General features: G+C 72.6%; 10 protein-coding genes. 5 read left to right on the top strand and 5 right to left on the bottom strand.

From position 1 onward, the window contains the following. Entirely contained in the window at positions 1 to 2661 is a 2661-nt protein-coding gene (locus tag OIM89_RS02375; protein ID WP_047466595.1) for an ATP-binding protein, read from the top strand. Positions 2662 to 2868: 207 nt separating this feature from the next. Further along, positions 2869 to 3924: an enoyl-CoA hydratase/isomerase family protein gene (locus OIM89_RS02370; RefSeq protein WP_264490934.1), complete on the top strand. Its 1056-nt coding sequence runs from the start codon at positions 2869 to 2871 to the stop codon at positions 3922 to 3924. A gap of 10 nt (positions 3925 to 3934) precedes the next feature. Here the strand turns inward: OIM89_RS02370 and OIM89_RS02365 are convergent, their stop codons facing one another. Then, on the bottom strand, positions 3935 to 5002 hold the full coding sequence (locus OIM89_RS02365; protein WP_030694926.1) for an ATP-dependent DNA ligase: 1068 nt from the start codon (positions 5000 to 5002) through the stop codon (positions 3935 to 3937). Positions 5003 to 5055: 53 nt separating this feature from the next. Here OIM89_RS02365 and ligD point away from each other — a divergent pair, with 53 nt between their 5' ends. Beyond that, the gene (gene ligD, locus OIM89_RS02360) at positions 5056 to 6093 is read left to right on the top strand and encodes a non-homologous end-joining DNA ligase (RefSeq protein ID WP_264490933.1); all 1038 of its coding nucleotides are present in this window, start codon (positions 5056 to 5058) and stop codon (positions 6091 to 6093) included. Between the two features lie 38 nt (positions 6094 to 6131). Here the strand turns inward: ligD and OIM89_RS02355 are convergent, their stop codons facing one another. From OIM89_RS02355 to OIM89_RS02340, 4 genes are all read right to left on the bottom strand, one after another. After that, complete coding sequence (locus tag OIM89_RS02355; protein ID WP_003952031.1) at positions 6132 to 6404, bottom strand: type B 50S ribosomal protein L31; 273 nt, start codon at positions 6402 to 6404, stop codon at positions 6132 to 6134. 100 nt (positions 6405 to 6504) lie between these two features. Further along, positions 6505 to 6705 carry an MFS transporter gene (locus tag OIM89_RS02350; RefSeq protein ID WP_030694928.1) on the bottom strand — a complete coding sequence of 67 codons (201 nt, stop codon included), beginning with the start codon at positions 6703 to 6705 and terminating at the stop codon, positions 6505 to 6507. A 160-nt stretch (positions 6706 to 6865) separates the two neighbouring features. Then, positions 6866 to 9088, bottom strand: coding sequence for an OmpL47-type beta-barrel domain-containing protein (locus tag OIM89_RS02345; RefSeq protein ID WP_264490932.1), 2223 nt, complete (start codon positions 9086 to 9088; stop codon positions 6866 to 6868). Then, positions 9088 to 11520: a ThuA domain-containing protein gene (locus tag OIM89_RS02340; RefSeq protein WP_047466601.1), complete on the bottom strand. Its 2433-nt coding sequence runs from the start codon at positions 11518 to 11520 to the stop codon at positions 9088 to 9090. Before OIM89_RS02340 ends, OIM89_RS02345 begins: the two co-directional genes overlap by 1 nt. Before the next feature lie 316 nt (positions 11521 to 11836). Here OIM89_RS02340 and OIM89_RS02335 point away from each other — a divergent pair, with 316 nt between their 5' ends. Then, positions 11837 to 12931 (top strand): multicopper oxidase domain-containing protein, encoded by a 1095-nt coding sequence (locus OIM89_RS02335; RefSeq protein ID WP_264490931.1) that lies wholly within the window; start codon positions 11837 to 11839, stop codon positions 12929 to 12931. A gap of 78 nt (positions 12932 to 13009) precedes the next feature. After that, the gene (locus OIM89_RS02330) at positions 13010 to 14056 is read left to right on the top strand and encodes a LacI family DNA-binding transcriptional regulator (RefSeq protein ID WP_047466603.1); all 1047 of its coding nucleotides are present in this window, start codon (positions 13010 to 13012) and stop codon (positions 14054 to 14056) included. Positions 14057 to 14085 lie beyond the last annotated feature (29 nt).

Raw genomic sequence — 14085 nt, 5'->3', positions numbered from 1 at the left:
ATGGCAGAGGGGAACGCCCAGGCCGTACCGTCCGGAACACTCTGGGAACGGGACGCGGAACTGGCCGCCGTCACCGCCGCGGTCGACGGGCTCTGCGAGGGACACGACACCGGCGGCCTGCTCGTCTTCACCGGCGAGGCGGGCATCGGCAAGACCGCGGTGCTCGGCGAGGTCGAGCGGGTCGCCGCCGGCCGCTGCACCGTCTGGACGGCACGTGGCGGCGAGACCGTCACCTCCGTCCCCTTCCACGTCGTCCGCCAGCTCCTCCAGCCCGCCCTGGTCTCCCTCGGCCCCGTCGAGGCCCGCGAGTACCTCGGTGACTGGTACGAGATCGCCGGTCCCGCCCTCGGCATCGCCCAGCCCGGCGGCCGGCAGGTCGACCCGCAGGGCGTCGTCGACGGACTGGTCGCCGCCGTCAGCCGCCTGGTGATGCTCCACTGGCCGCTCATCCTCATCATCGACGACGCCCACTGGGCCGACCAGGAGTCCCTGCGCTGGCTCGCCGCCTTCGCCCAGCGCCTCGACGACCTGCCCGTCCTGCTCGTCGTCGCCCACCGGGACGGCGAGGCGACCGGCGACAGCGCCCGCCACCTGGAGACCGTCGGCCGGGCCGCGCGCCCCGGTACCAGCCTCGCCACCCTCACCGCCTTCACCCCCGACGCCACCGCCGGCCTGACCCGCGCCACCCTCGGCGAGGGCGCCGACGACCCGTTCTGCCGGGAGGTCTGGGCCGTCACCGGCGGCAACCCGTACGAGACCGTCGAACTCCTCGCCAAGGTCGGCGCCGCCGGGATGGAACCGGTCGAGTCGACCGCCGCCGCCCTGCGCGAACTCAACGCCAAGGCGCGCGGCCGCGGCCTGGTCGCCACCCTCGAAGGGCTCGGCACCGACGCCACCAAGCTCGCCTGGTCCGCCGCCGTCCTCGGCACCAACATCACCCTGCGGCTCGCCGCCGAACTCACCGGGCTCGGCAGGGAGGACGCCGCCCACTGTGCCCGCCTGCTGCGCGAGGCCCGCATCCTCACCGGCGCCGACGACGCCCTGGAGTTCGTCCACCCGCTCATCGCCACCGCCGTCTACCAGTCCGTCCCCGCGGCCGCCCGCACCGCCCTGCACGGACAGGCCGCCTGGGCCGTCACCCGCTCCGGCCGCAGCGCCGCCGAAGCCTCCCGCCACCTGCTGGAGGTCCACCCCGACGACGACCCCGAGATCGTCGACCAGTTGCGCCGCGCCGCCCGCGAACACCTCGCCGTCGGCGCCCCCGAGGCCGCCTACCGCTGTCTGGAACGGGCACTCGCCGAACCCCCGCTCCCCGAGACACACGCCACCGTCCTCTACGAACTGGGCTGCGCCGCCCTGCTCACCTCACCCAACGGCACCGTCGCCCACCTGCGCGCCGCCCTCGCCATGGACGGCCTCGAACCGAGCACCCGCACCGACGCCGTCTGCCGCCTCGCCCAGGCCCTCGTCCACCTCGGTCACGTCAGCGAGGCGGTGCAGACCATCGGCCGCGAGGCCGCCCGGCTGGAACCGGGACCCGACCGGATGCGGCTCCAGGCCGTCCACTACATGTGGGAGGGCATCCACACCGGCGAGGCCGACGCCCTGGAACGCTCCCGCGTGCTGCGGGAGATCGCCCAGCCCCTCACCGGCCGCGACAACTCCGAGCGGGCCCTGCTCATCCTCCGCGCCTTCGACGCCATGACCCGCGGCGAGAACGCCGAACTCGTCGTGGAACTCTGCGACCGCGCGCTCGTCAACGGCCGCCTCGCGCCGGGACTCGGCTGGACCGACACCGAGTGGAGCTTCGAACTCCTCATCATGCTCGGCGGCAGCTACCTCTTCGCCGACCGCCTCGACCGCGCCGAGGCACTCTTCGGCGAGGCCCTGCGCATCTACGAGATCTCCGGCTGGAGCGGCGGCCACCTCGCCATCGCCCACGCCTTCGTCGGCTACGTCCACCGCCGGCGCGGCCGGCTGGTCGAGGCCGAGGGCTTCCTGCGTGAGAGCCTCAGGCTCGCAGACCGCGTCGGCGAGGAACTGCCCATGCACTGGGACGCCGCCTGCATGCTCATCGACACGCTGCTCTGCCGCGGCCACCACGGCAAGGCCCAGGAGATCGCCGACCGCTACCACTTCGGCCCGCCCTACCCGTCGATCCTGATCCTCCCCGACGCCCAGTCCGTCCGCGGCCGTCTCCTCCTCGCCCAGGGCCGCACCAAGGAAGCCGTCGACGAACTCGAATCCGCCTCCCACGCCGCCGCCGAGACCGACCGCTACAACACCGTCCTGGCCCCCTGGCAACACCTCCTCGCCCGCGCCGTCGCCCCACGCGACCCCCGCCGCGCCGCAGAACTGGCCGCCGACGCCCGCCGCCAGGCCGAACGCTTCGGCACCGACACCGCCATAGGAGAGGCCCTGCGGTGTGCGGCCGCCCTGGAAACGGGGCAGCGGGCGACGAGTCTGCTGGCGCGAGCGGTGGCTTACCTGGAGTCGTCGCCGTGTGCTTACGAGCACGCGGAGGCGCGGGTGGCGTACGGTATCGCGGCTCGGGATGCGGGGGAGCTGACGCGGGGGCTGACCTTGGCCAGGGCTTGCGGGGCGGACACGTTGGCGGCGCGGGCGCGGGAGGTGCTGCGGGAGGGGAGGGGGTGGGGGTGAGCGCCGTGAGCGCCCGCATCCCGCGCTCCTCTTCCGCGGCCCCGGCCCGTCAGGATGAGCATGCTTTCTCCCCGCGCGCCGCACGGGCGAAACCCCTTCATCAGTGCGCCCCCCATGCCCCACGCACCCCCCTGACCGGCACTTCTGCCCGGGCACCCGAGCACCTAGGGTGGAGTCGATCACTGCTGAGCGGGAGAGGGGACGGCGATGACCGAGGAAGCGGTACGCGTGCGGGTCGAGGGGCGGGCCGGGCGGATCACGCTCAACCGGCCGCGTGCTCTCAACGCCCTCAACCACGCCATGGTGGAGCGGATCGCCGAGGCGCTGGACGCCTGGGAGCACGACCCGGCCGTCACCGCCGTCGTCGTGGACGGCGCGGGGGAGCGGGGGCTGTGCGCGGGCGGTGACGTGCGGGCCATCCGGGAGGACGCCCTGCGCGGCGAGCTGACCGCCCCGCTCGCCTTCTGGCGCGACGAGTACACGCTGAACGCCCGGATCGCCCGCTACCCCAAGCCGTACGTCGCGCTGATGGACGGCATCGTCATGGGCGGCGGGGTCGGGATCTCGGCCCACGGGAGCGTCCGTGTCGTCACCGAGAGGTCGCTGGTGGCCATGCCGGAGACCGGGATCGGGTTCGTGCCGGATGTCGGCGGGACCTACCTGCTCTCCCGTGCCCCTGGCGAACTCGGCACCCACCTGGCCCTCACCGGCCGGCCCGTCGGTGCCGGCGACGCGCTGCTCTGCGGGCTCGCCGACCACTACGTCCCGTCCGCCGAACTCCCCGCCCTGGTCGAGGCGCTGGCCCAGGCCCCGGTGGGTGAGGACGCCGCCACGACCGTCGCCCGCCTGGCGCACCCCGCCCCCGAGGGTGAACTCGCCGCCCAGCGCGGGTGGATCGACGCCTGCTGGTCCGCGTCGACCGTCGAAGAGGCGCTGGAGCGGCTCCAGGAGTCGGGTGAACCGGATGCCAAGGAGACCGCCGAGGCGGTGCGTGGCCGCTCGCCGCTCGCCCTCAAGACCACCCTCGCCGCCGTGCGCAGGGCCCGCGCGCTGACCAGCCTCGAAGCCGTCCTCGACCAGGAGTACCGGGTCTCCGCGCACGCGCTGACCTGGCCCGACCTCTCCGAGGGCGTCCGGGCCCAGGTGGTCGACAAGGACCGGGCGCCCAAGTGGGTGCCCGCGACGCTGGACGCGGTGACGGACGAAGCGGTGGCCGAGGCCTTCGTGCCGCTGGGCGAAGGCCGGGAACTGGGCCTCGCCTGACGGGGACCGGTCAGCCGGACTCGCCGAGCACCGCGCCCAGGTCGTACCGGACCGGCTCCGCGAGCTGTGCGTACGTGCAGCTCTCCGGGGTGCGGTCCGGGCGCCAGCGCTTGAACTGGGTGGTGTGGCGGAAGCGGGTGCCCTCCATGTGGTCGTAGCCGACCTCGCAGACACGCTCCGGGCGCAGCGGGACCCACGACAGGTCCTTCGTGCCCGACCAGCGGCTCGGCGCGCCCGGCAGCCGGGCCTCCTCGTGGGCGGCCGCCTCGCCCCACGCCGCCCACGGGTGGTCGGCCACCGACTCCAGCCGCAGCGGCTCCAGTTCGGCGACCAGCTCGGTGCGCCGGCGGGCGGTGAAGGCGGCGCAGACGCCGACGTGCTGGAGGGTGCCCGCGTCGTCGTAGAGGCCCAGCAGCAGGGAGCCCACGCCGGTGCCACCCCGGTGGGTGCGGTAGCCGGCCACCACGCAGTCGGCGGTGCGGCCGTGCTTGATCTTGTACATGACGCGCTCGTTCGGCCGGTAGCCGAGGTTCAGCGGTTTGGCGACCACGCCGTCCAGCCCTGCCCCCTCGAACTGGTCGAACCACCGTTCCGCCAGCTCGGGGTCGCGGGTGGCGGGAGCCACGTGCAGCGGCGGGGTGGCCTCACCCAGCTCCTCCTCCAGCAGCGCCCGCCGTTCGGTGAGGGGGCGGGCGGTCAGGTCCTCGTCGCCGAGGGCCAGCAGGTCGAAGGCGATGAAGGAGGCCGGGTTCTTCTCCGCCAGCATCCGCACCCGGGAGGCGGCCGGGTGGATGCGCTCGGAGAGCAGCTCGAAGTCGAGCCGCCCGTCCCGCGCCATCACGATCTCCCCGTCCACCACGCACCGCTCGGGCAGCCGCTCCAGCAGCGCCGCCACCAGCTCCGGGAAGTACCGGGTGAGCGTCTTGCCGGTGCGGCTGCCGAGCTCCAGCTCCGGCCCGTCCCGGAAGACCAGGGCCCGGAAGCCGTCCCACTTCGCCTCGTACTGCATCCCCGGCGGGATCCGCGCCACGGATTTGGCGAGCATCGGCTTCACGGGGGGCATCACCGGCAGGTCCATACCCCGAGTCTGCCCGATATGCGGCATATCCGCTGGCGGCCTACGGTGGCCGCATGGGATCGGAAGCGGTGCAACTCGAGGTCGACGGGCACAGCGTGCGGCTCTCCCACCCGGACAAGATGTGGTTCCCCGAGCGCGGCTTCACCAAGCTGGACGTGGCCGAGTACTTCCTCGCCGTCCAGGGCGGCGTCACCCGCGCCCTGCGCCGGCGGCCCACCACCCTTCAGCGCTTCCCCGACGGCGTGGACGGCGAGTTCTTTTACCAGAAGCGCGCGCCCAAGAACAAGCCCGACTGGCTGGACACCGCCCGCATCTCCTTCCCCAGCGGCCGCCACGCCGACGAGATCTGCCCCGACTCCCCGGCCGCCGTCCTGTGGGCCGTCAACCTCGGCTGCCTCACCTTCCACCCCTGGCCGGTGCGCGCCCCCGACACCGAACACCCCGACGAGCTGCGCATCGACCTCGACCCGCAGCCCGGCACGGACTTCCGCGACGCCGTCGCCGCCGCCCAGACCCTGCGCGCGATCCTCGACGAGTACGGGCTGCGCGGCTGGCCCAAGACCTCCGGCGGGCGCGGCCTGCACGTCTTCATCCCGATCGAGCCGGTCGAGCCCTTCGTGGAGGTCCGCAGGGCCGCCATCGCGCTGGCCCGCGAGATCGAGCGCCGCATGCCGGAGCGGGTCACCACGGCCTGGTGGAAGGAGGAGCGCGGCGAGCGCATCTTCGTCGACTACAACCAGACCGCCCGCGACCGCACCATCGCCGGCGCCTACTCCGTCCGAGGCAAGCCCCACGCCCCGGTCTCCGCCCCGCTGCGCTGGGACGAACTGGACGACGCCGACCCCCACGACTTCGACCTGCTCACCATGCAGGACCGCTACGCCGCCCTCGGCGACGTGCACGCCGACATCGACGACCACGCCTACCGCCTCGACCCCCTCCTGGAACTGGCCGCCCGCGACGCGGCCGAACACGGCCTGGAGGACCTGCCCTACCCGCCGGACCACCCCAAGATGCCGGGCGAACCCCGCCGCGTACAGCCGAGCAGGGCCCGCCGCGACCGCGACGAGCCCGGCGGCTCCGGAGACTGAGGCGGGCCCGTGCCCCCTTGCCCCTACGTCCCCGGCCCCTACGCTCCGGGCCCCTGCGGCGCCGACCCGTCGGCCCGGCCGTAGCGGCGTTCGAACTGGGCGACACGGCCCTCGGTGTCCACCGTGCGGGCCTTGCCGGTGTAGAAGGGGTGGCTCTCGGAGGAGATCTCGACGTCGATCACCGGGTAGGTGTTGCCGTCGTCCCAGTCGATCGTCCGGTCGCTGGTCGCCGTCGACCGGGTCAGGAACGCGTACCCGGCCGACTTGTCACGGAAGACGACAGGGCCGTACGCGGGATCGTTCTGCTTCATACCGGCGCTCCTCGGAAATCGGCCGTACGGGCGCCGGAGGCCCGGCGCCCACCCTCTCCAGCCTGAGGGCCCGGGCGGATGCCCGCCAGCGCACGCCGTCCTACGGGCGAGCGGCCTCGCCGGCCGGGGGAACCAGGTGCCGTACCTCGGGCTCGCCCTCGGCCAGGCCGCGCGCCGCCGTCAGCAGCTGTGCGTCGTAGCCGGTGAGGCGGGCGTCGTGCTGGCGCAGGTGCTCGGCCCAGGAGGCCACCTCGAAGACCTCCACCTTCCGGGCACCTCCGTCGTGCTTCCGGCGCGTCATGGCCGCTCTCCCGCCGCGAGGCCGGTGTCCGTCGTCCGGCAGAGCCACGCTGGCCGGCATCCGCGCGCCTCGCATCCGTACACCCCCGGACGGCCGCCCCCGGCACGACGAAGGGGCCGCCGGCGCGAACGCCGACGGCCCCCGGTTTCCGTGGTGCGGGCTACAGCTCCTTGATGCGGATGTCGCGGTACGAGATGACGTCGGTGACGCCGTGGACCTGGAGGCCGATGTAGCCGGAGGCGTAGCGCCGGCCGTCGGTGCCCGGGTCGTCGTCCCGCGGCGGGTTGAAGGACTGGCCGCCGGTGTTGTCGAACTCGTTGATCAGGGTGCCGTTGCGGTAGATCTCGTAGTGCTGCCCGGTCACCTTGATCTCGTAGTCGTTCCAGGTGCCCTTCGGGGTCACCCCGGCGCCGCCGAGGCCGACCCGGTCGAAGCCGTAGACCGAGCCCGACTTGTACATGTCGCCGTCGGGGCGGTCCAGGATCTGGAGCTCATGGCCGTACTTGATGGCCACCCACTCCGGGCGGGGCTCCTCCGGGTGGTCGTAGGGGTGGGGGAAGCGGGCGAAGACGCCCGCGTTGGCGTTGCCGCCCTCGGGCGCGTCGTCCCGCCACTGGAGCTTCAGCGAGAAGTCGTCGTACTTGCGCTCGGGGAACCACAGCATCCCCATGCCCTCGACCTCGGTGGAGCTGGTCATCGAGCCGTCCTCGTTCAGGACGAAGGCGCCGCCGCCGGCCTGCTCCCACTGGGCGAAGGACTTCTCGGTGCCGTCGAAGAGCTTGCGGTAGCCCTCGGTCTGGCCGGGCTTGCCGATGCCGGAGGCCTTGGCGGCCTGCCGGATCTGGCGGGTCTCCCGCTTGTCGATGACGCCTTCCTTGCCGAGCGCGGTCAGGACCGTCTCGACGTGCTTGAGGAAGAGGGCGTTGGAGGACCACTCACGCTCGTCCTCGATCCGCTCGTTGATCCGGCAGCGGTTGTTGGTGATCCGGTTGGGGACGCCGCTGTCCTCGTCGCCGACGAAGACGGTCTCCCGCTCGTCGAACTCCGCGCACGGCGGCGCCGGGACGTCGCCGCCGATCACCGAGAACGACACCTGGCGGGCCTCGGAGGTGTTGCCCGCCTTGTCACTCGCCCGGTAGGCGACGGTGTGCCGGCCGACCCGGTCGACGACGACCGGGTCGGCGTAGGCGAGGTACGGCCCGCCGTCGAGCGAGTACTCGACCTTGTCGACGCCCGACTCCTCGTCGGTCGCCTTCACCGTGACCGTGGCCTTGCCGAGGTAGGCCCCGGCAGAGTTGCGGTCGCCGGTCAGGGCGGCCGAGACCTCCGGCGCGGTGGTGTCCTCGGCCGGCTGCTCCACCACGGTGAACTCGGTGGTCTGCGCCTCGGAGCGGTTGCCCGCCTTGTCGGTGGCGCGGTAGCGGAACTGGTGCGCGCCCACCTCGTGGACCATCACCGGCGCGTCGTACGCCTGCCAGGCGCCGTCCGCCCCGAGCGCGTACTCGATGGTGTTGACGCCCGAGCCGGTGTCGGAGGCGGTCACGGTGACCGTCGCCATGCCGACGTAGGCGCCGTCCGCGTCCTGGTCCCCGGCGACGGTCGCCGAGGTCTCGGGCGGGTCGGTGTCGTCGGTGTCCGGGGCAGCCACCGTGAACTCGGCGGTCTGCTCCTGCGACTGGTTGCCGGCCTTGTCGGTGGCGCGGTAGCGGATCACGTGGTCGCCGACCTCGTTCACCACGACCGGCTCCGCGTACGGCTCCCAGGCGCCGTCGGCGCCCCGGGCGAACTCGACCGTGTCGACGCCCGAGCCCTCGTCCTTCGCGTCCAGCGAGACGGTGGCGCTGCCGACGTAGTCACCGTCGGCGTTCTGCTGGCCGTCGACGGAGGCGGTGACCTCGGGGGCGGTGGTGTCGTCCCCGCCGCCGCCGTCCTCGCTCACCACGAGGGTGCCCTGCATCTGCCCGTGGCCCGGGATGGTGCAGTGGTAGCGGTAGGTGCCCGGGGTGAGCACCACCTCGGCGGTGTGCTTGCCGCCGTTGGCGTCGGAGGGGTTGGCGAGGATGTTGAGCTGGACGTCGCTGTTGTAGTCCGGGTTGCCGGTGTCGAAGGTCAGCGTGTGCGGCATCGACGTGGTGTTGCCGGTCGCCTCGCTGTTCTCGAAGACGATCGTGGTGGGCCCGGGGGCCGCGGTGGTGGGCGCCGACAGGTACGTGTCGATGTCGTTGCCCGCGGTCCAGGTGAGCGTCTGCTCGGCCGCCGCCTTCGGGTCGCCGCCGCCGATCTCGCCGGCCGCCGCCGGGGCGGTCAGCCCCAGCAGCATCAGCAGCGCCGCGATCAGCGCGGTGCCCACGCGCGGGGATCCGCCCCGCCGTGTCCTTCTCATCACTTCCCCTTCCCGGCCAGGTCACCGGCGGCCGGGGTGGGTCCGCCGCCGGTGTAGGTCACGCGCCACAGCGCCGACTTGTCGTCCGAGGTGAAGAAGCCGCGGCCGTAGTCGAGGACGTACAGGGCACCGTCCGGACCGAACTTCCAGTCCATGAGGTTCCTGATGCCGTTCTCGCCGACGGGCACGATCTTCTTCAGCGACTCGGCGTGCACCGGCAGTCCGCCCTTGCCGACCGTCTTCGGGTCGGTGAGGACGGCGTGCCGCGGCTGGTCGGCGTCGTAGAGGTCGCCGACGAACCACTTGCCGTCCCAGTACGCGGGCCACTTGACGTCCGAGTCGCTGTCGGCGTCGTAGCGGTAGAGCGGGCCGTTCATCGCGGCCTGCCCGCCGCCCTTGAGCCAGGGCAGCCGGAAGAACTGCTCGGCGTCGTCGTAGGAGGGCACCCCGTTCTCGTCACGCGGGAAGTCGGGGCCGCCGCCGTCGGGCGAGTACCAGATGGTGTTGCCCGTCACCGGCGGCAGGTTGACCAGGCCGTCGTTGTTGGGCGACTCGTTCTTCGGGGCGTCGCAGTCGTACCAGTCGAGCGGCTTGGCCGGGTCGGGCAGGTTGCGGTCCCGGTAGGGCTGCTTGTTGCCCATGCAGTACGGCCAGCCGTGGTTGCCGGGGCCGGTGATGGCGGCGAAGGTGTCGTACTTGGCCGGGCCCCAGGTGGTGGAGGGCGCGCCGGCGTCCGGGCCGACCCAGCCCGCGTAGAGCGTGTCGGTCTTCTTGTCGACCGCGATCCGGGACGGATTGCGCACGCCCATCACGTAGATCTCGCCACGCGTCTTGCCGCCGCCCTCGTCCGGCTCGTCCCCCGTGAAGAGGTTGCCCTTGGGCAGGGAGTACGTGCCGTCGTCCTCGGGGTGGATGCGGAGGATCTTGCCGTTGAGGTTGTTGGTGTTGCCCGAGGTGCGGCGGGCGTCGGCGAAGGAGAGGCCCTTGAAGTTCGGCTCCGGGTTGTTGCCCGAGTAACCATCGGTGAACTGGCTGGAGTTGGTGTCACCGGTGGCGATGTAGAGGTTGTCGTCCGAGTCCCAGGCCATGCCGCCGCCCGCGTGGCAGCAGCTGTGGATCTGGACGGGCCAGTCCAGCAGCACCTTCTCGGAGTCGAGGTCCAGTTTGCCGGTGGACTCGTCGAAGGTGAAGCGCGAGACGCGCCGCTCGCCGACGTGCTTGTCCCGGTCGATCTCCGAGTGCGGGGTGTAGTGCAGGTAGACCCAGCCGTTGTCCTCGAACTCCGGGTCCAGCTCGATGCCGAGCAGCCCCTCCTCGTTCTTGACCAGTTCGTCGCCGCCGCCCTTGTTGCCGAAGACGGTCAGCGAGGCGGCGAGGCTCACCTCGTCGGTCTTCGGGTCCCAGACGTGGACCTGTCCCTGGCCCTTGCCGACGTTGGGGTCCGCCCAGTCGGTGACGACCGGCTGGGAGGAGTCGGCGCCGCCGCGGCCGATGTAGAAGACCCGGCCGTCCTTGGCGGTGACCAGACCGTGCGGCTCGCCGATCTGGTCGTTCTGGCCGGGCTGGTTGGGCTCGGTGAGCCGCTCGGCCTTGTAGTTGGCGTCGATGGACGCCTTGCAGTCGGCCTGGGTCAGGCGCGCGGTCCACATCAGGGCGCCGCGCAGGTGGTCGCGGAAGTCCGCCTCGGCGAAGCTCTCGGCGGTACCGCCCATCGCGGTGTAGAAGGAGCGGCCGCCGTCGTAGTCGCGGCACCAGGAGACCGGGTGGTCCGCGCCGTTGGCCCCGTCACCGGGGGTGTAGGTGGCCTCCCGGACCCGGGCGATGGTGTGGACCTTCCCCGAAGGGTTCTCCTTCCAGTTCAGCCACTTGTCGGGACGCTTCCACTCCAGCGGCAGGCTCTTGGTCGCCGGATGGACGCGGTCGCCGACCTCCACGGTGGCCCGCTGCGCCTTGGCGCCGCTGCCCGCGGTGGGCCGCGCGCCGATCAGCTCGCCGAACCACGTCGAGTACGGCTCGGTGCGGGCCGCGTCGTGGATGCCGAGGAAACCGCCGCCCGCCTCGACGTACGCCTCCAGGCCCGCCTCCTGCTCCGCGTCGAGGATGTCCCCGCCACCGGTGAGGAAGACGATGGCGTGGTAGCGGCCGAGCTTGCGCTCGTTGGTGAAGACCGAGGCGTTCGAGCTGGCCTCGGTGGTGAAGCGCTCCTCGGCCGGGCCGGAGTTGCCGATCTTCTCGATCGCCTCGATGCCGGCGTCCACGTTGGGCGCCTCGGCGCCGGTGGAGCCGTGGAAGACCAGGACACGCGTCTCGGCGCCGCCCGGCGGGGACGGCAGCGACATCGTTGTCCCGGCCGGCTCGTCGGGGAACGGCCGCGCGCTGGCCGTCCCGCCGGAGAGCATGCCGGTCAGCAGCGCGCCCGAGACCACGGCCACGGCCGCGGTACGGCCGGCGGCGGATCTGCCGGCCCGTGCTCCGGAGCCCCGTGGCTCCGGTGTCCCGCCTGGTGTGCCGGGTCGCCGATGCGGTAGCAACCGCATGTGTTCACCCACCCCTCGTCGGTCACAGGAAACAGCGCGGATGAAGCTAGACCTCTTTTCGCGAGTCGCCAAGGTCTATAACCGGAATCGATCAAACTTTGTCCTGAGTGTGGATAAACGAGGGCCGCGCCGATACCGTGTGGCCGTCGTCGGAGCCCCAGACGCACCGTCGGCCCGCCCAACACCCCCATGTTTCCGAGGAGTTCAGGCGATGAGCGAGGCGAACGGGTCCATCGGCAGGCGTGGCTTCCATCGCGGCCTCCTGGCAGGAGGAGCGGTCCTCGCCACCGGTGGTCTGACATCGATGTCGCAGTCCTCGGCCGCGGCGGACACCCCGCCGAAGACCGCACCGGCCGGCGGGGAGGTCAAGCACCTCACCATGTACTGCGAGAAGATGGCCGACGGCATGACCGGCTACGGCCTGGAGAAGGGCAAGCCCTCCATCCCCGGCCCGCTGATCGAGCTGAACGAGGGCGACACCCTCCACATCGAGTTCCACAACCTCCTCGACGTGGACGCCAGCCTCCACGCGCACGGCGTCGACTACGAGATCAGCAGCGACGGCACCCGCCAGAGCAACAGCCACGTCGAACCGGGCGGCAGCCGCACCTACACCTGGCGCACCCACGCCCCCGGCCGCCGCAAGGACGGCACCTGGCGGCCCGGCAGCGCCGGCTACTGGAACTACCACGACCACGTCGTCGGCACCGACCACGGCACCGGCGGTCTGCGGCAGGGGCTCTACGGCGGGCTCATCGTCCGGCGCAAGGGCGACATCCTGCCCGACAAGACCTTCCAGATCGTCTTCAACGACATGACGGTCAACAACAAGCCCGGCCACGAGAGCCCCAACTTCGAGGCCACGGTGGGCGACCGGATCGAGGTCCTGTCGATCACGCACGGCGAGTTCTACCACACCTTCCACATGCACGGGCACCGCTGGGCCGACAACCGCACCGGCCTGCTGACCGGCTCCGACGACCCCAGCCCGGTCATCGACAACAAGATCACCGGACCCGCCGACTCCTTCGGCTTCCAGTTCATCGCCGGCGAGGGCGTCGGCGCGGGCGCCTGGATGTACCACTGCCACGTCCAGAGCCACTCCGACATGGGCATGGCCGGCCTCTTTCTCATCGCCAAGGCCGACGGCACCATCCCCGGATACGACCCGGACGCGCCCCACCACATGGCGCCGAAGAAGTCCTCCAAGGAAGCCGCCGAGGAGAAGAAGGCCGCCGAGAAGAAGGGCGAGGCCCAGTCCGGCAAGAGCAGCCAGGCGGAGTCCGGCGACCACGCGCACCACTGACCCGGCCCCCTTCCTGGGCACGCGGCGTACGCTGACCGGCGAACCTCTCCCGTCCGCCGTCCCGCAGGAGTGCCCGCCGTGCCCGTACCGCCCGCCACCCCCCGCCCGACCCTGGAGGCCGTCGCGGCCCGGGCGGGGGTGAGCCGGGCGACCGTCTCCCGCGTCGTCAACGGCGGCGCGGGTGTCACGGAGCAGCTTGCCGCCCGGGTCCGGCGGGCGGTGGACGAACTGGGCTACGTCCCCAACCGGGCCGCCCGCGCCCTGGTGACCCGGCGCCACGACGCCGTGGCCGTCGTCATCGCCGAGCCGGAGACCCGGGTCTTCACCGACCCGTTCTTCGCCCTCCAGTTGCGCGGCATCAGTGAGGAACTGACGGCGCGCGACGCCCAGTTGGTCCTCATGCTGACCCGTGGCGACGAGGACAGCGAACGGGTCGGCCGCTACCTGGCCGGCGGCCACGTCGACGGCGCCCTGGTCTTCTCCGTCCACCTCGACGACCCGCTGCCCGGCCTGGTCCGCCGCACGGGGCTGCCTGCCGTCTTCGGCGGCCGCCCGGGCGACCCGGCCGCCACCCCGTACGTGGACTGCGACAACCGGGGCGGGGCGCGCGCCGCCGTCCGCCACCTGGCCTCGCTCGGGCGGCGCCGGATCGCCCACATCAGCGGACCCCTCGACCAGACCTCGGCGGTCGACCGGCTCGACGGCTGGCGGGACATCACCGGGGCCCCCGGGTCCGGTCTGGACACCGCCCCCGACCTGCTCGCCTCCGGCGACTTCACGCCCGAGGGCGGGGCCCGGGCGATGAGCACCCTGCTGGAGCGCCGCCCCGACCTCGACGCGGTCTTCGCCGCCTCCGACCTGACCGCCTCGGGGGCGCTGTGGACGCTGCGCGGCGCCGGGCGCCGGGTGCCCGAGGACGTCGCTGTGGTCGGCTTCGACGACCTGCGCACCGTCGCGCAGCACACCGATCCGCCGCTGACCACGGTCCGCCAGGACATCGAGGAGATGGGCCGGCTGATGGCGCGCAGCCTGCTGGACGCCGGCGAGGGCGCGGACCGCCCCGACAGCGCGGCCCCGGACGGGATCGTCCTGCCCACCACCCTGGTCCGGCGCGCCAGCGCGTGAGCGCCCGGGCGCGGCCACCCCGAAGGGGA

The organism is Streptomyces sp. BI87 (genome assembly GCF_025957665.1).
GTDB lineage: Bacteria > Actinomycetota > Actinomycetes > Streptomycetales > Streptomycetaceae > Streptomyces > Streptomyces albidoflavus.
This window is presented reverse-complemented; position numbering and strand designations above follow the sequence as displayed.

Bases quoted from the DNA above. Each gene is read 5' to 3' on its own strand.
- OIM89_RS02345 (WP_264490932.1), bottom strand. From the start codon at position 9,088: ATGAGAAGGACACGGCGGGGCGGATCCCCGCGCGTGGGCACCGCGCTG.
- OIM89_RS02335 (WP_264490931.1), top strand. From the start codon at position 11,837: ATGAGCGAGGCGAACGGGTCCATCGGCAGGCGTGGCTTCCATCGCGGC.
- OIM89_RS02375 (WP_047466595.1), top strand. From the start codon at position 1: ATGGCAGAGGGGAACGCCCAGGCCGTACCGTCCGGAACACTCTGGGAA.
- OIM89_RS02365 (WP_030694926.1), bottom strand. From the start codon at position 5,002: ATGGACCTGCCGGTGATGCCCCCCGTGAAGCCGATGCTCGCCAAATCC.
- OIM89_RS02355 (WP_003952031.1), bottom strand. From the start codon at position 6,404: ATGAAGCAGAACGATCCCGCGTACGGCCCTGTCGTCTTCCGTGACAAG.
- OIM89_RS02350 (WP_030694928.1), bottom strand. From the start codon at position 6,705: ATGACGCGCCGGAAGCACGACGGAGGTGCCCGGAAGGTGGAGGTCTTC.
- ligD (WP_264490933.1), top strand. From the start codon at position 5,056: ATGGGATCGGAAGCGGTGCAACTCGAGGTCGACGGGCACAGCGTGCGG.
- OIM89_RS02370 (WP_264490934.1), top strand. From the start codon at position 2,869: ATGACCGAGGAAGCGGTACGCGTGCGGGTCGAGGGGCGGGCCGGGCGG.